Here is a 15,707-nt window from a genome sequence, read left to right as displayed (position 1 = left end):
CGTGATCGATTTCTTTTAGTGTTCTATAGGTCTTCATTTAATCAAAGAATGTTTTAGATAATTTTTGGATAATCACTTGCTCTAACCGATTTCTAAGTATAAAACTGCCAATAGCGATAAGTACATAAGAGCCTCCTACAGCCAAGAAACCTAAATTGGTGCTGTTCCAATATTCCCCCAAAGCAAAAGCAGCGGAAAAAGATAAAAAAATCAACCCAAGTCCCATTAGACTTCCAATTACTATAATCTTGCTAAACGAAGTAGTGGCAACGGCAATCTGTTGAAATATCTTTAACTCATAGTACTTTTTATTCGCAGTTAAAAAGCGTTCACTGGTCTGTGCAACGTATTTACTACTTTCTTTCAGGGAATCCATAAGATTTATGATGTTTTTTGTAAGCTTCTATTTTTAGCTTTAAGCTGCTTTAGCTTGGTTTCCAACGTTGTGATAACATCTTCGGTTTTGTAGCTAACATCAGAAAGAATGTTTTCTACTCTATTGTCCAATGTTTCTTTTTCTGACGCTATGGTATTTGCCACTTTATCTTTTAACTCCAATGCATTCTGTGCCAAAGTGTCTTTAGTGGCCGAGGCTTTTTCAGAAATTTTGTTTCTTGTGTTCTCTCCTTTATCTGGTGCGTATAAAATACCTAAAGCTGCTCCGACCGCTGTACCTGCAAGCACCCCTAAAATTATGTTTGAACTATTGCTCATAATAAATGTTTTTAGATTAATATTTCTTTTAAGTATTCAAAGGAATACCATACAAATTTCATGATATTCAGGGTTTTACCTTGACTCAAATGCTTAAAACCTTAGCCGAAATGCTAAATTGAAATGACATTTGTATGGTACAGATTAGTCAATACCGAGAGTGAGCTAGGACCTATTTTATGACATCGCTTATTGTAGCGCTCATTGAAGCAGGAAAGGAGACAATTACTATGCGCTTTATCGCCAATAAAGAATCTTCTTGCCAAGGACACCTTTGGATTATGGTAAGAAGTACCGCTACAACCAATATGGAAATAAGATATGTTGCCAATACTCTTTTAATATAGTTGAACAAATGTCCTTTGATATTGAACCTGTAGAAATTGAAGTAGACAAAGAGAGCAATAAAGGTTAATGATATCAGGGAAAGTAACCCTACGTTCAACAATGGTAGTTCTTCACCGAGCTTCCAAGCTTCTTCGGTATAGGTAACCGGAAGTGCCAAGATGGTGGAGCCTATTATTATTTGCATAATATCCCTGGGCTTAAGCTCTACCATCAAAGGTTTTGTAACATAGTGGAGCAATTTTCCACTTGCATCGGTAATGGGAACCATCTTGTGCAGATAGCCCCCAATTCGTTTTGTAAAGATCTTTTGATCTTCCATAGTACTTAAAGATAATATACCTTGATTAAAAAAGTATGAGACCCAAGACAGTTCTTAAGAACTGCCTCAGAACACAAAAGTTTTCTGTTACTTTACATGATTTTGATTATTAACTGCAATATTTCCTCAAACTAGATTGGTTAATCATTTTTACTCCGTATTTCTGCCCTACGCATTGGCATACTATCCACTAATTCAAAAACAATGGAAGGAGCAACTAAAAAATCATGCTTTGCTTTTAGCCCACCATCTTCGCCTATAAGCAAAACTCCCTCATAATTCTGTGATATGTTATATGCTTTCAGTGCCTCAGATTTTGGAGATAGTCGTAGTACTAACATTTCCCGCTCTTTTATTGCTTTTTTGGCATCATGGAATTGCTTTCCCTGTTTTTTCACAGATTCGGATTCTAAATCCAAGCTAACGAGAATGACCAACCTATTTTGCCACTTGTATTCAGCAAGTTTTTGGGATGACATGTTGGATAATGTAAAGATTAGTATGAGCGTTACTAAAAGTTTCATCCTTAAAATTACAGAATAAAAAAAGACCATCTTTAAGATGGTCTTTTTTTATGGAAATAGTATCCGTTTAAATCTTTGCGAACATCGCTTGCATACGCACCTGTTCTTCCTCTGCCAATAGTGGGTCTACTAAAATTCTACCACTATGTTCATCGGTAATGATTTTTTTCCTTGAAGCGATTTCAACTTGAACCTGAGGTGGAATTGTAAAGAAAGAACCACCAGAAGCACCTCTTTCCACAGCTACAACAGCTAAACCATTTTTTACATTATGGCGTATTCTTTTATAAGCCTGAATCAATCGGTCTTCGATTTTTTCTTCGAATTCTTCTGATTTTTTCAAAAGTGCCTTTTCTTCTTTTTCAGTTTCAGCCAGAATAGCATCCAATTCACCCTTTTTGTGCTTCAAATGTCCTTCTCTCTCTGAAAGTTTTTCTTTGGTCGAGGCAATTACCTCTTTTTTCTGTTCTATCTGCGCCTTGAATTCCTTAATGTTCTTCTCGGCCAATTGAATTTCCAATTCCTGGAATTCAACTTCTTTGCTCAACGAATTGAACTCACGACTATTTCTTACGTTCTTTTGCTGATCGGCATATTTTTTGATCAGCACCTTGGATTCTTCAATGAGATTTTTCTTGGCGGCAATTTCAAAATTAACCGTCTCAACATCTGTCTTCAGTTTATCCATACGTGTTTTAAGACCTAGTACATCATCTTCCAAGTCCTGTACTTCTAAAGGTAATTCACCTCTAACATTACGTATTTCATCAACCCTGGAATCGATTAACTGTAAATCGTACAGTGCTCTCAATTTTTCTTCCACGGTGTTTTCTTTTTTGTTCGCCATAAATTATAAATACTTGATGGGATTTGTTATGCTCTCCGATAAAGAGATTGCAAAATTAGGAATTTTTTTGATAAGATAATCAACCAATAAATCTTTTGTAAACTGCTCAGTTTCAAAGTGCCCAATATCAGCTAAAACAAGTTGTTCTTCGGCCTCGTAAAACTGGTGATATTTTAAGTCAGAAGTAATAAAAACATCAGCTTTTACTCTTTTTGCGGCCGAAATAGCAAAAGCACCACTACCACCCAATACAGCAACTTTTTTGACCTTTTTTCCTAATAATTTTGAATGTCGAACCAGAGATACTCTCATTTTTTCCTTAATCATGGTTAAGAACAGTGTTTCATCCATTTCAGTTTCAAGGGTACCTACCATGCCCATGCCAATACCTTGATTGGTGTTTTCCAATGAAACTATTTCATAAGCTACCTCTTCATAAGAGTGGGCTTTGAATAAAGCATCCAAAATTTGCTTTTCTTTTTCAAAGGAATAAATGACATTGATTTGTTCTTCTTTTTCAAAGTGAGTTTTACCAACCGCTCCTTGTTTAGGGTTAGAGCCTTTACCTGGCTTAAAACTGCCAACACCTTCGGTAACAAAGCTACAATTACTATAATTACCAATTTCCCCTGCACCAGCTTCAAATAAAGCGCGTTTTATGACATCTGTATCTGAAAAAGGGGCATATACTGTCAACTTTTTAATTGTATGACTTTTGGGAATCAGGATTTTTGGATTTTGGATACCTAGCACTTCACAGATTTTAGCATTCACTCCCATATTACTATTATCCAATGCAGTGTGCATGCTATAAATTGCTATGTTGTGCGTAATGGCTTTAAGCACGACCCGTTCAACATAATTAGCTCCCGTAAGTTTTTTTAGGCCCTTAAAAATGATGGGGTGAAAGCTGACGATTAGATTGTATTTTTTCTCAATAGCTTCGTCAACAACGTTTTCCATGGTATCGAGTGTAACCAAAACACCAGTAACGGTACTATTGTTATCTCCCACCAATAGCCCAACATTATCAAATTCCTCTGCATGGGCAAGTGGTGCAAGTTCTTCCAGTATGTTTGTAACGTCCTTTACGGTCATCATGCTATTTATCTATAGTTATGTAAGGCTAAAGATAAAATATTATATTTTCGTTCCATGTTGCAATTGCTCCGTAAAATAGTATTCCCAATTTCTTTGATCTATGCGATTGTAGTATATGTTCGTAATTTTTTATTCGATAAAGGAATTTTCACCTCTGTATCTTACGAAACACCTACACTATGCATTGGTAACCTCAGTGTTGGTGGTACTGGAAAGACCCCGATGATCGAGTATTTGGTTCGTTTGCTCGACGAACATAAGGTTGCGGTTTTGAGTAGGGGATACAAACGAAAGTCCAAAGGTTTTTTGCTTGCAGGGCCTGAATCATCAGTAGAGGATTTAGGAGACGAGCCTTTTCAACTTCATAAAAAATTTACGCATGTAACCGTAGCCGTAGATGCAGATAGAAGAAATGGCATCAGCAAACTTGAAGGCTTGGTGCAACCGGATCTTATTCTTTTGGATGATGCATTTCAGCACAGAAGGGTAAAACCAAAGTCTTCTATTTTATTGACAGCTTACACCAACTTGTTTGTAGATGATTGGTACTTGCCAACAGGTGGTTTAAGGGACAGTAAGCGGGAAGCTAAACGTGCCGATATGATCATTGTCACCAAATGCCCAGAAACGATATCGCTTGAAGAAAAGCAAATGATTTCTGAAAAGCTTAAGCAGTTTTCCAATCAGAAAATACTTTTTAGCAGCCTGAAGTATGGTGCTAATCTAAGCAGTAATGCAGGCAGCCTTGAGTTTTCTGAATTAGAAGGAAAAAACATTGCATTGGTTACGGGAATAGCTTCTCCCATGCCTCTGGTCAATCATTTAAAAAAGATAGGTCTTCAATTCAAGCATTTTGAGTATTCGGATCATCACTACTTTACCAAACTGGAAATTGAAAAATTTGAGGACTTTGACGTTGTACTGACCACTGAAAAAGATTACGTTAGACTGGACGGACAATTACCACAATTGTTTTATCTGGAAGTGGCTCATCATTTTAATGGAAATGATAGCATGGTTTTAGAACAAGTGTTAAAAGGACTTATTTAGACCGTTCCTTCCATTTTCTTTTTGAAGATATTTTCACCTATTTTTTGGTAAAAGACCTCAGGTTTAAATGGTTTTGTCACCACATCGTTACAACCAGCTTCGTAGAAGCTCTCCAAGCTATCGTCAAGTGAGATGGCCGTTAATGCTATGATTGGAATATCCTGATCAAATTTTCGTATTTGGCGTGTAGCTTCTTCGCCACTTATTCCAGGCATATGAATATCCATCAAAATAGCATCGTAAGTGTTAGCTTTTGCATGGTCTATTGCTTCGTTGCCATTATTGGCAATGTCACAGGTAATTTTCTTTTTATCCAACATCTTTTTGGTGATGACTTGGTTGATTTTATTATCCTCAACTACAAGTACATGTAATCCTTCGAATTGGAATTCTTCAACATCAAGCTCAAAAGCGACTTCGTCTAAAGTGTTGGTATCATATTTTAGTTCAAGTTCAAAGAAGAAGGAACTTCCGTGGCCCAGTTCACTTTCCAGATGTATTTTACTGTCAAAGAGGCCCAACAAGCTTTTTACAATGGTCAATCCTAACCCTGTGCCGCCGTACTCCCTGTTAATTTGTACGGAACCCTGTTCGAAACTGTCAAAGATATTTTTTTGTTGGTCTTCAGAAATACCGATACCATTATCTTTTACCTCAAAATATAATTGTACGTTTTCTGTGTCCTTTTTCAATAACTTGGCGATTACCTCGACCTTACCTTCTTTGGTGAATTTGAGGGCGTTCCCCACCAGATTCATAAATATTTGCGATATCTTGATCGGGTCCCCAAGAAGTTGTATGGGAATATTTGGGTCATAGTCCAAAACTAAGGTCGTACCCTTTTCATGGGCGTTTTGTTGGAGCGAATCCACTACGTCCGCAAGAACTTTGTGCAGTTTAAATTCAATGTTCAATGGTTCCAGTTTATCCGCATCAATTTTGTTGATCTGAAGAATATCATTGATAAAGTTGAGCAGATAATCACCAGAGAACTTTAAGGACCTTAGATGTTCCTTTTGGTGTTCTTCTGGATTTTCCTCCAGCAATAAATGGGTGAGTCCCGTAACAGCATACAAGGGTGTGCGCAGCTCATGGGTCACCGTTGAAAGAAAATTGGTTTTAGCTTCCATTGCGGATACCGCGGAGTCTCTTGCTAGCTCCAATTCTTTGTTCTTTGTATATAAAAGATCGTTCGTTTTAAGTTTGATTTGATTGTTTCTAAAAAGAGATACCGCCAATAATGAAATTATGGTTAAAAAGGCTGAGGTCAATATTGCGGTGATTTCCGAGCGATTTTTAGATTCGCTCAATTCTTCATTTTTAGCCGTAAGTTTATTGATTTCGTTCATTTGATGCTCAAACCGTATCCGATCTGCCGTCTTTGCCTCAAGTTTTACTTTTTCAATATTAAAAATAGAGTCTTTTATTTGCTCTAGGTTCTTTTTGTAATATAGAGACTCATCAAAGCTTTCGTTCTTTTCATAAATAAGGGAAAGTCTTTGGTAAGCTATTTGTACTTCTTTGGAAAAACCGTGCTTTTCTGCTAGTTCCAATGCAGCTTTTGAATGGATGATTCCTTCTTCCAAATCTTCCAAATCGATACTGATTTTCGCCAAATGAAGATTAGCCTTAGTTGCTAAATAAGCTCGTTCCTTATCATCTGAATTAACAATAAGGGCATGTAGGTTTTTAATGGCATCATCGTAATTGGTAATATTCGTGAAGATGTACCCTTCAAGTAAAAGAATATTGTTTCCTAAATTTCTGTTGTTACTTAATTTCCTAGACTCTTCCAACAATTTTAATGCTTGAAAATTGTTGCCTTCATCAAAACGAATCGCAGCTTCCAGATAGTCATGAAAGGCCTGTCCATAGGGATAAGAGAGGTCTTTAAGAAGAATACTCGCCCTGTCCCAATAGAAAATAGTGGTTTCACGATTTCCTTCTTCCAAAAATAATCTTGCGTATTGGTGATAGGTATCTAATAAGAGTTTGGCATCTTCGTTATTTTCAGCAATTTCTGCGGCTTCATCTAAAGTTTCCAAAGCTTTGTCAACTTTGTTCTGATGCCTATACTGCATAAACCTGTCAAAAATTGACTGTACTTTAGAAGTGGAGCTAACGTCTTTTTGTCCAAAGGAAATCTTGGTGCATAGGAATACGCACAACACCGCCAGTTTCAAGCAGCTGATATTTTTGTATTTGGAGCTATATGTCAAACGTAATTTTTCTTTATAAAAATACCTATTAAATCCACAATTCTGGAACTATATCCAGCTTCGTTGTCATACCATCCAATAATTTTGACCATTTTACCTATAACAGAGGTCATTAAAGAATCAAACGTACAAGAATAACAACTATTGTTTATATCAATTGAAACAATAGGCTCATTTGTGTAAAAGAGCACATTTTTCATTTGATTATCAGCATGATATCTAAAAGTATGGTTTATTTCTTCAATTGAAGTTTCTTTTTTAACATTAAAGGTAATATCTGTTAAAGAACCGTTTGGAACTGGCACGCGTATACCGCATCCGCCAATTACGTTGGATAAATGAGGGAAAATTTTGGTCAAGGCCTTGGCTGCCCCTGTTGTTGTTGGGATAATCGATTGCCCAGCTGCCCTGGACCTTCTTAAATCGCGATGAGGTCTATCGTGTAAACTTTGATCAGAGGTGTAGGAGTGTATTGTAGTAATATATGCTTGTTCTATACCGCATAGTTCGTCGATGATTTTTATCATTGGTGCGGCATTGTTGGTAGTACAGGATGCATTGGAGATAATATGGTCATTAGCATTTACTATATCTTCATTTACCCCGATAACAACCATTTTAATATCGTCCTCGGCGGGAGGAACGGTTAAAATCACTTTTTTTGCCCCATTCTTGATATGATGCTCTAAAGATTCCTTTTTCTTAAACTTTCCTGATGCTTCGATTACAATATCCACATCATGGGCTTTCCAATTTATTTCTTGTGGAGTTCCATGATTAAGGACATGGACGGTTTCTTCATTTATTCTGATTTCATTGTCGTTGGAACTAATGTCAGTATTGAAAATTCCATGAATGCTATCGTACTTTAATAAATGTGCCAGTGTACGGGCATCACTTAAATCGTTAATGGCCACAACTGTGATGTTGGGATGGTCTTGGAGCAACCTAAACAGTGTTCTTCCAATACGTCCGAAACCATTTATGCCAATACGAACATTTTTCATGTAATCAAGAATAAGGATTTATGCCACTAGTGTATATGCTTGTGAGCCTTATAGGAAGATCGGACCAATGCTCCGCTCTCGACGTGCCTAAAGCCCATTTCCAATCCTATTTCCTCATACTTTTTGAACTGCTCCGGTAAGATAAACGATTTAACAGGTAAATGTTTTTTGGATGGCTGCAAATACTGACCAATGGTGACTACGTCTACACCTGCTTTTCTAAGGTCCCCCATGGTCTGTATCACTTCTTCCTCCAATTCGCCCAATCCTAACATGATACCAGATTTTGTACGGTTGGCTCCATTCTTTTTAAGGTATTCCAACACACCAAGACTTCTTTCGTATTTTGCCTGTATACGAACCTCTCTAGTCAGTCGCTTTACGGTTTCCATGTTATGGGAAATAACTTCCGGAGCAACAGTGAGTATTCGGTCCAGGTGGTTTTCAATTCCTTGAAAATCGGGAATGAGCGTTTCCAGTGTCGTTTCTGGATTCATTCTGCGAATGGCTTTTACAGTTTCTGCCCAGATAATAGATCCCATATCCTTAAGGTCATCCCTATCTACTGATGTGACCACGGCATGTTTTATTTCCATAATCTTAATGGAACGTGCTACTTTTTCGGGCTCGGCCCAATCCACGCTTTCTGGTCTTCCGGTTTTTACGCCACAAAATCCACAGGAACGGGTACAAACGTTTCCTAAAATCATAAATGTCGCAGTTCCTTCGCCCCAACATTCGCCCATATTTGGGCAACTGCCAGAGGTGCAAATGGTATGTAGGTCATATTTGTCAACAAGACCTCTTAACTGGGTATATTTTTTTCCTGTTGGGAGTTTTACCCTAAGCCATTTTGGTTTTCCCTTGGGAGGTAGAACGTTATCAGCAACAGCTGTACTCATAGATTTTTTTTTGGTTTACAAAGATACAAAACGCCTAAGGAAAATAAGATTTTGGGGACTAACTCACTTTTTTTTGATAATCTCTGAAAGCAGTTTTTTTGCTCGTAACAACTTTACCTTGATGTTGTTCAAAGGCTCGTTGAGTTCTTTGGCGATTTCTGCATAGCTTAATTCGTTGAAATACCGCAAATTGATGACTTTCTGGTAATGGGGCTTTAGTTTTTTAATGTCTTGTAAAAGGTTGGCCAGATTTTGTTCAATGATCAACTGATCTTCAACCGAAGGAGTTTCATCCAGTATTTTCTTTGCATCGTCCCCATGGCTTGACATGCCATCCAAAAGACTCCGCTTTCTTTTTCGGATAAGGTCTACATGAAGATTTTTGGATATGGTAATGAGCCATGTTTTGAACTCATAAGCATCATCGTACGTGTCTATTTTATCAAAGGCCTTGGAAAAAGTTCTGATGGTGATATCCTCGGCGTCATTTTCATTTTTGGTACGGACAAGTTGAAAACTATAAACATCGTTCCAAAAAGTGTCCAAGAGATTACTAAAGGCGATTTGACTTCCACCTTTTGCCTTTTTGATATTTTCCTTGATGACTTCCTCCGTTTTATCCAAAAACTTTTTTTCTAGGTAGTGGATTTCAGAAATAGGTTAGCGTAATTTGAGAATGGTCTATTTGCAATCTTGATCGGCAGGGAGCTTTCCACAAAACCCACAGGCTTCTCCATCTTGATTTAAATAAGGGTTTTGACTAGCACAGGTACCGGCAAACTTACCATCTCTTTTGGACCATATTTTTATAGCGATTCCAGCAAATGCGATTGCTAGGATACCAATGGTCAACAATACTAACTTCATATCCTAAATTTTGGACAAAGTTACAAATTACTTGCCTAAGAACGGAAGTGTTTAAGGATACTTTAGCGGTGTTTGTTAATAGGTAATATTGGCCACAATATTCTGTACGGTGGGAGAAGTATTTCCGCCTTCTGGTTCAATAGTGATATAACCTATTGCTTTTTCGGCATAAGGCAAGGCCAGAAGATTGTCTTTATCTTCCAATTGTTTGATTACTCCAAGATTGACCAACTCACCATTAACCTCTGCCCACATTTGAAAACACTTGTTTTCTGGAAGCTCGGGAAGATTGCTCACATTTATGTAAGAAAGCTTTTTTACAGGGTTGATGTAAGCAACTGCCTTAAGTTCTTTTGCTTCTTTTTTACCCTTTACCGTATATCTCTTTGTATCTGGATTGTTAAGTACGATAAACTGATTTCTTACATCTTCCAATTGGTTTCTCATATTCTCCTCAAGATTTTTCATCTTGTTGGAAACCAATGTATTTTCCTGCTGAAGGTTCTGGTTCTGGTTCCAGAAGAAAACTGCGGAACCTGCAAAAATAAGTATAGCTACACTAGCTGCAATTGCATAACGAAACAGTTTTCTGGTTGCAACTCTTTCTTTTTTGGCACTGTGTAGAATGATTTGCTTAAGACCTTCAGGGGTTTTTCTTGCGTACAACTTGGCAAATGCCTCCAAGTTTTCCTGAAGCTCCATGTACGTATCCCTTACTTGTGGGTACATGGTAATATATCTTTCGGCCTTTAGAGATTCTTCCTTAGAAGCGTCTCCCAAAAGGTATTTTTCCAATATGTCCGAATCCAAGAATAATCGTACTTTTTCTTTCATAACAGTAAGTTTATAAGAAGGAGCAAGGTCATTGATGTGCCGTAAATTTTGCCTAGTTCCCGCAAACCAATCTTTAATCTTGATTTGATGGTTCCTAAGGGAATGTCCAATTCATCACTAGCTTCTTGCTGAGTCATCCCCTGAAAAAATAAAGCTTCTAAAACAACTTGGTATTTAGGTTCTATTTTTCCCAGGTTTTCCTGGACATCCATAAATTCGGGTCGTATTCCGTTAACTCCTAAATTATATACGTCCGAAACATCTATTTGGACTTCTTTATCTGATTTATTGTTTACGCTTCTTAATTTGTCAATCGCGGTATTTCTGATAATCCGAAACAACCAAGTAAAAAGTTTTGCTTTGGATGCATCATAAGTGTCCGCTTTCTTCCAAATTTTAATGAAGCTTTCTTGTAGAACGTCTTGCGCCAGATCATCATCCCTTAAGACTTTATATGCGACACCGTAAAGTGTGTCACCATAGTGATCATAGAGCAACGAAATTGCTTTATCATCTTTTTCAGCAAGTAATGAAACTATATGTTTTTCAATTAAAGTACTCATTCATGGGGCTATTTAAAATAAGATTTTATGGGGGGTAAAATCTAAAATAACTTTTACGCCGTATATACTACAGAACGCTAAGTTAGAAAAAGGATTATGTGTTAGCGTTAAATATAACATTTAAGAGATAATACACATTTAAGAATATAAATTTTTTGGTTAGTTTGGTTTGGTATAACCCCTGTTATCATTATGGTGCAGGGGTTATTTTATAATATTTACTTCTGGTTGAATACTAATATTGAACTTATCCTTTACTTCTTTTTGTATTTGCTCCGCTAAGGTAAGAACTTCTTTTCCAGTGGCATTTCCGTAGTTGACCAATACCAAAGCCTGCTTTTCGTGAACTCCGGTTTCCCCAATTCGCTTTCCTTTAAACCCACATTGTTCAATAAGCCAACCTGCAGGTATTTTATAGGATTCATCAGAAACTTTGTAAGATGGTGCTCCTGGGTGGTTTTTTTGAAACTTTTCAAAAGTCTTTTTTGAAACAATTGGGTTCTTAAAGAAACTACCGCTATTTCCAATCTCCTTAGGGTCAGGAAGTTTGCTTTGGCGAATTGAAATCACCGCATCGGATACATCGTGAATGGTGGGATAAATAATTCCTTGATTTTCCAATTCTTCTTCTATTGCCCCGTAACCAGTGTTCAAACTATGGTTACGTTTTGTCAATTTTAAAGTTACCGAAGTAATAATATATTTTCCTTTTGCCTCATTTTTGAAAATGGAATCCCTATAACCAAACTTACAGGCATCTTTGTCGAACGCAATCAATTCTCCGCTAGCTATTTCCATAGCTGTACATTGTACAAACATATCTTTGAGTTCGACCCCATAAGCACCAATGTTCTGTATTGGGGCAGTACCCGTATTACCCGGGATAAGCGATAGGTTTTCCAATCCCCCATACCCATTTTCTAAGCTCCATAGTACAAGCTCATGCCAGTTTTCACCTGCCATCACCTTTACAACAACCTCATCATCATTTTCCTCCGTAATGGTTATGCCTTTTAAATTAATATGAAGTACAAGTGCTTCAATATCTTTGGTAAGTAACATATTGCTACCACCACTGATGATAAATTTTTCTGGGTATGCTTCAAGCTCAAGGACTTTTTGGAGTTGGGCAAGTCCATTGATTTCTATGAAAAACCGTGCTTTGGCATCAATGTCAAATGTGTTGTATTCTTTTAATGATATGTTCTCCTGTATGTTCACTAAGCGTTGTAGGTTTTCAGAGCGGTTCCCAATAATTGTACAGCTGTAACGAGTTGTTCTTTTTCAAGAACATAAGCGATTCTGATTTGATTTTCCCCCAATCCTTTCGTGGCATAAAAACCTGCTGCTGGAGCTACCATGACAGTCTTTCCATCCAATTCAAATTTTTCAAGGAGCCATTGTGCAAAATCATCGGCATTTGCAACGGGCAGTTCAACTACACAATAAAATGCTCCCTGCGGAACTGCGACTTTAACGCCTTCCAGTTTCTGTAATTCAGCAACTAAAACATTTCTTCTGTCCACATATTCCATAACGACAGCATCAAAGTATTCTTGAGGTGTTTCAAGAGCGGCTTCACTGGCCATTTGGGCAAATGTTGGAGGGGACAATCTAGCTTGTGCGAATTTTAAAGCAGTTTCTATTACATCTTTATTTTTAGATACCAAACAACCAATACGCGCGCCGCACATGCTATATCTTTTGGATACGGAATCAACAATAATGGCATGTTCTTCTAATCCAGGTTCTTGTAAAATAGAATAATGTTCACGACCGTCGTAGGCAAACTCACGGTATACTTCATCTGCCACCAAAAAGAGGTTGTGCTTTTTAGCCAACTCCGCTAATTGTTTTATTTCAGCTTTGCTGTAGAGGTAACCGGTTGGGTTCCCTGGGTTACAAATTAAAATAGCCTTGGTTTTTGATGTAATCCGTTTTTCAAAATCAGCAATTGGGGGCAGGGCAAAATTGTTTTCAATGGTAGATGCAATTGGAACAACATTTACACCCGAAGCAGTTGCAAAACCGTTGTAATTGGCATAAAAAGGTTCTGGAATGATAATCTCATCATCGGTATCCATAATAGTACCCATGACAAAGGAAAGTGCTTCCGACCCACCTGTCGTAACGATAATATCCGAAGAAGAAACATGAATATCGTTTTTACTGTAATAGTGGGCTATCTTGCCTCTGTACATTTCCGAGCCTTCGGTCATACTATATGCAAGTACCTCAATGGTATGGTTTCTTACCGCATCCAAAGCTACTTTAGGTGTCTTTATATCTGGCTGTCCAATATTTAAATGAATTACATGGGTTCCTCTTTTTTTGGCCTCTTCGGCATAAGGAACCAATTTTCGTATTGGTGAAGCAGGCATTTGCTTCCCTTTTGTAGATATACCTGGCATGCTTTAAAATTTACGCAAAAATGATAAAACCAATACTTGAAAACAACAGATTATGTCATTATTTCTGTAGTGCTGGGAATGTTAAATTAAAGTATAGGTTTGTTATTATTTTGTATATTGAATAGGTATAAACGTTTAGAAGTAAGCAAATTGAAAAAAAACCTACACCTTTTTATCCTTTTTTTGATGCTGTTTCCATTTCTGGTTTCGGCCCAAGGCTTCAAATTGCCCAAGAGTCAAAAATTCCAGAAAGTAAAGTTTCAATTGATTAATAATCTTATTATTGTTCCTCTAGAGGTAAATGGTGTAGCACTTACGTTTGTGCTGGACTCAGGCGTTAGCAAACCCATACTTTTTAATCTAACGGACAAGGATTCTGTACCTATAAACAATGTTTCGGAAGTGACCATAAGAGGTTTAGGGGATGGAGAGCCCATGAAAGCGCTTAGCTCCAAAGGAAACACATTTAAATTAGGAAAAGCTAAAAATTACAACCAAGACTTATACGTAGTTCTGGATAAAGGAATCAACTTTTCCACATCTTTAGGTATACCGGTGCATGGTATTTTGGGCTACGACCTGTTCAGGGATTTTGTGGTTGAGGTTAATTACCAAGCTAATAATATTAAACTGTACGACCCTAGTCGTTACAATCCCAGTGATAAGGCAAAATCGAAATCACAAACACTTCCAATGTCCATAGAAAAAAGGAAAGCCTATGTTGAGGGAAAAGTTTTGATGAATAATGCAGAGGATGTACCTGTTAAATTATTGGTAGATACAGGAAGCAGCGATGCACTCTGGCTTTTTCATGCACCGGAAAAAGGATTGGATATTCCCGAAAAACACTACGAAGATTATTTAGGAAGAGGACTGAGTGGCGACATTTTTGGAAAACGGACCAAAGTCAATGGGATAAAAATTGGGAATTTTGAACTTAAAGATGCCAAAGCGGCTTTTCCTTATCGGGAGTCTTTTGGATTTATCAAGAATTTTGGTGATCGCAATGGTAGTGTTGGCGGCGAAATCTTAAAACGCTTCAATATTATTTTTGATTATTCCAGAAATCAAGTCACCTTCAAAAAGAACGGATATTTTAAAACTCCCTTTCAATATAATTTGGCTGGTATCGAATTGCAGCACAACGGACTTCGATATATTGCTGAGAGTCTTGCAGATGCAAACGGTGTAGTTAGAAATGATGACGCATCCTTTGGTAACGTACAAATTTTACTCGAGAACAAGACAAGATTGAGTTTGGTGCCCGAAATCATTGTTTCCAGTATAAGGGCGGGCAGTCCTGCCGAAGAAGCTGGGTTGCGAGAGGGTGATGTAATTTTGGCGGTTAATGGGAAACGTATCTATAAGTATAAGTTGCAGGAAGTGCTAAAAATGCTCAATGATAAAGAAGGAAAACGCATTAAGGTTTTAATAGAGCGCTACAACAAAGATTTATTGTTCTCTTTTGTGCTTAAAAAAGTGTTTTAACTAAAAAAGCCTTTTCTAACATGTTAGAAAAGGCTTTCCACTTTTAATTACTATGTTTTATTTAGCTCCTTCACCTTTAACGGTTCCTTTAATTTTTAGAACCTTCGTAGGAGTGTCAGCGTTAGATGTTACCGTAATGGCTTTTCTAATTGGGCCAACTCTTTTAGTATCATACTTCACTTGAATCTCACCTGTTTTACCTGGTAAAATAGGTCCTTCTGGTTTTTTTGGAATCGTGCATCCACAGCTGGACTTCACATCACTGATAACCAATGGAGCGCTTCCTGTGTTGGTAAATTCGAAAACTCGAACACCATCACTGCCTTTTTCAATCTCACCGTAATCAACGGTTTCACTTTTAAATTCGATTTTAGCTGTTTCTTGTGCATAGACCCCTAAGGAAAGAAATCCAACAAACAACATGAGTACAGTTTTTTTCATCATTTCTAGTTTTGGGTGAACTTCAAAAGTAAATGTTTTCACACCTGCATCCAAAATTCTTTTGTTATGTAA

At 37.3% G+C, this 15,707-nt stretch carries 18 protein-coding genes; 2 read left to right on the top strand and 16 right to left on the bottom strand.

The features are described 5' to 3' along the window. Positions 1–37: 37 nt before the first annotated feature. The 6 genes from KIM67_RS12555 to KIM67_RS12530 form a co-directional block, all read right to left on the bottom strand. Positions 38–376 (bottom strand): phage holin family protein, encoded by a 339-nt coding sequence (locus tag KIM67_RS12555; protein ID WP_213831831.1) that lies wholly within the window; start codon positions 374–376, stop codon positions 38–40. 5 nt (positions 377–381) lie between these two features. Continuing rightward, a complete protein-coding gene (locus tag KIM67_RS12550; protein WP_213831828.1) occupies positions 382–714 on the bottom strand; it encodes a YtxH domain-containing protein in 333 nt (110 codons plus the stop codon). A 172-nt stretch (positions 715–886) separates the two neighbouring features. Next, the gene (locus KIM67_RS12545; protein ID WP_213831826.1) at positions 887–1,381 is read right to left on the bottom strand and encodes a DUF2391 family protein; all 495 of its coding nucleotides are present in this window, start codon (positions 1,379–1,381) and stop codon (positions 887–889) included. 140 nt (positions 1,382–1,521) lie between these two features. Continuing rightward, a complete protein-coding gene (locus KIM67_RS12540; protein WP_213831824.1) occupies positions 1,522–1,905 on the bottom strand; it encodes a DUF4174 domain-containing protein in 384 nt (127 codons plus the stop codon). 67 nt (positions 1,906–1,972) lie between these two features. Continuing rightward, positions 1,973–2,752, bottom strand: coding sequence for a zinc ribbon domain-containing protein (locus tag KIM67_RS12535; RefSeq protein ID WP_213831823.1), 780 nt, complete (start codon positions 2,750–2,752; stop codon positions 1,973–1,975). A gap of 3 nt (positions 2,753–2,755) precedes the next feature. Beyond that, the gene (locus tag KIM67_RS12530; protein WP_213831934.1) at positions 2,756–3,850 is read right to left on the bottom strand and encodes a Nif3-like dinuclear metal center hexameric protein; all 1,095 of its coding nucleotides are present in this window, start codon (positions 3,848–3,850) and stop codon (positions 2,756–2,758) included. A 57-nt stretch (positions 3,851–3,907) separates the two neighbouring features. Between KIM67_RS12530 and lpxK the strand changes: the two genes are divergently transcribed. Continuing rightward, positions 3,908–4,903, top strand: coding sequence for a tetraacyldisaccharide 4'-kinase (gene lpxK, locus KIM67_RS12525; protein ID WP_213831822.1), 996 nt, complete (start codon positions 3,908–3,910; stop codon positions 4,901–4,903). On the opposite strand, the gene KIM67_RS12520 is transcribed toward lpxK, so the two are convergent. The 9 genes from KIM67_RS12520 to KIM67_RS12480 form a co-directional block, all read right to left on the bottom strand. Then, positions 4,900–7,080, bottom strand: a complete 2,181-nt coding sequence (locus tag KIM67_RS12520) for a response regulator (protein ID WP_371815747.1) — start codon at positions 7,078–7,080, stop codon at positions 4,900–4,902. The two genes, lpxK and KIM67_RS12520, sit on opposite strands and share 4 nt — an antisense overlap. Before the next feature lie 38 nt (positions 7,081–7,118). Then, on the bottom strand, positions 7,119–8,129 hold the full coding sequence (gene gap, locus KIM67_RS12515; protein WP_213831821.1) for a type I glyceraldehyde-3-phosphate dehydrogenase: 1,011 nt from the start codon (positions 8,127–8,129) through the stop codon (positions 7,119–7,121). A 26-nt stretch (positions 8,130–8,155) separates the two neighbouring features. Next, the gene (gene lipA, locus KIM67_RS12510; protein ID WP_213831820.1) at positions 8,156–9,031 is read right to left on the bottom strand and encodes a lipoyl synthase; all 876 of its coding nucleotides are present in this window, start codon (positions 9,029–9,031) and stop codon (positions 8,156–8,158) included. Between the two features lie 63 nt (positions 9,032–9,094). After that, positions 9,095–9,655 carry an RNA polymerase sigma factor gene (locus KIM67_RS12505; protein ID WP_213831819.1) on the bottom strand — a complete coding sequence of 187 codons (561 nt, stop codon included), beginning with the start codon at positions 9,653–9,655 and terminating at the stop codon, positions 9,095–9,097. Between the two features lie 57 nt (positions 9,656–9,712). Then, positions 9,713–9,898: a membrane or secreted protein gene (locus tag KIM67_RS12500; RefSeq protein WP_163416191.1), complete on the bottom strand. Its 186-nt coding sequence runs from the start codon at positions 9,896–9,898 to the stop codon at positions 9,713–9,715. A gap of 75 nt (positions 9,899–9,973) precedes the next feature. Beyond that, on the bottom strand, positions 9,974–10,732 hold the full coding sequence (locus tag KIM67_RS12495; protein ID WP_213831818.1) for an anti-sigma factor: 759 nt from the start codon (positions 10,730–10,732) through the stop codon (positions 9,974–9,976). Next, complete coding sequence (locus KIM67_RS12490; RefSeq protein WP_213831816.1) at positions 10,729–11,295, bottom strand: RNA polymerase sigma factor; 567 nt, start codon at positions 11,293–11,295, stop codon at positions 10,729–10,731. The genes KIM67_RS12495 and KIM67_RS12490 overlap by 4 nt, the downstream gene beginning before the upstream one ends. A gap of 204 nt (positions 11,296–11,499) precedes the next feature. Next, positions 11,500–12,516 carry a UDP-N-acetylmuramate dehydrogenase gene (gene murB, locus KIM67_RS12485; protein WP_213831814.1) on the bottom strand — a complete coding sequence of 339 codons (1,017 nt, stop codon included), beginning with the start codon at positions 12,514–12,516 and terminating at the stop codon, positions 11,500–11,502. Continuing rightward, a complete protein-coding gene (locus KIM67_RS12480; RefSeq protein WP_213831811.1) occupies positions 12,516–13,706 on the bottom strand; it encodes a pyridoxal phosphate-dependent aminotransferase in 1,191 nt (396 codons plus the stop codon). The genes murB and KIM67_RS12480 overlap by 1 nt, the downstream gene beginning before the upstream one ends. A gap of 186 nt (positions 13,707–13,892) precedes the next feature. On the opposite strand from KIM67_RS12480, the gene KIM67_RS12475 reads away from it, so the two are divergent. Then, positions 13,893–15,194 (top strand): aspartyl protease family protein, encoded by a 1,302-nt coding sequence (locus KIM67_RS12475; protein WP_213831809.1) that lies wholly within the window; start codon positions 13,893–13,895, stop codon positions 15,192–15,194. Positions 15,195–15,251: 57 nt separating this feature from the next. Here KIM67_RS12475 and KIM67_RS12470 read toward each other — a convergent pair whose 3' ends face one another. Continuing rightward, complete coding sequence (locus KIM67_RS12470; RefSeq protein WP_371815745.1) at positions 15,252–15,638, bottom strand: DUF1573 domain-containing protein; 387 nt, start codon at positions 15,636–15,638, stop codon at positions 15,252–15,254. Positions 15,639–15,707: the final 69 nt, after the last annotated feature.

Origin of the sequence: Flagellimonas sp. 389 (genome assembly GCF_018449435.1) — a bacterium.
Classification (GTDB): domain Bacteria; phylum Bacteroidota; class Bacteroidia; order Flavobacteriales; family Flavobacteriaceae; genus Flagellimonas.
Note: the sequence above shows the minus strand (reverse complement) of the source record. Positions and strands in the feature narration are given on the sequence as shown.

Bases quoted from the DNA above. Each gene is read 5' to 3' on its own strand.
- KIM67_RS12555 (WP_213831831.1), bottom strand. From the start codon at position 376: ATGGATTCCCTGAAAGAAAGTAGTAAATACGTTGCACAGACCAGTGAA.
- KIM67_RS12550 (WP_213831828.1), bottom strand. From the start codon at position 714: ATGAGCAATAGTTCAAACATAATTTTAGGGGTGCTTGCAGGTACAGCG.
- KIM67_RS12545 (WP_213831826.1), bottom strand. From the start codon at position 1,381: ATGGAAGATCAAAAGATCTTTACAAAACGAATTGGGGGCTATCTGCAC.
- KIM67_RS12540 (WP_213831824.1), bottom strand. From the start codon at position 1,905: ATGAAACTTTTAGTAACGCTCATACTAATCTTTACATTATCCAACATG.
- KIM67_RS12535 (WP_213831823.1), bottom strand. From the start codon at position 2,752: ATGGCGAACAAAAAAGAAAACACCGTGGAAGAAAAATTGAGAGCACTG.
- KIM67_RS12530 (WP_213831934.1), bottom strand. From the start codon at position 3,850: ATGACCGTAAAGGACGTTACAAACATACTGGAAGAACTTGCACCACTT.
- lpxK (WP_213831822.1), top strand. From the start codon at position 3,908: ATGTTGCAATTGCTCCGTAAAATAGTATTCCCAATTTCTTTGATCTAT.
- gap (WP_213831821.1), bottom strand. From the start codon at position 8,129: ATGAAAAATGTTCGTATTGGCATAAATGGTTTCGGACGTATTGGAAGA.
- lipA (WP_213831820.1), bottom strand. From the start codon at position 9,031: ATGAGTACAGCTGTTGCTGATAACGTTCTACCTCCCAAGGGAAAACCA.
- KIM67_RS12500 (WP_163416191.1), bottom strand. From the start codon at position 9,898: ATGAAGTTAGTATTGTTGACCATTGGTATCCTAGCAATCGCATTTGCT.
- KIM67_RS12495 (WP_213831818.1), bottom strand. From the start codon at position 10,732: ATGAAAGAAAAAGTACGATTATTCTTGGATTCGGACATATTGGAAAAA.
- KIM67_RS12490 (WP_213831816.1), bottom strand. From the start codon at position 11,295: ATGAGTACTTTAATTGAAAAACATATAGTTTCATTACTTGCTGAAAAA.
- KIM67_RS12480 (WP_213831811.1), bottom strand. From the start codon at position 13,706: ATGCCAGGTATATCTACAAAAGGGAAGCAAATGCCTGCTTCACCAATA.
- KIM67_RS12475 (WP_213831809.1), top strand. From the start codon at position 13,893: ATGCTGTTTCCATTTCTGGTTTCGGCCCAAGGCTTCAAATTGCCCAAG.
- KIM67_RS12470 (WP_371815745.1), bottom strand. From the start codon at position 15,638: ATGATGAAAAAAACTGTACTCATGTTGTTTGTTGGATTTCTTTCCTTA.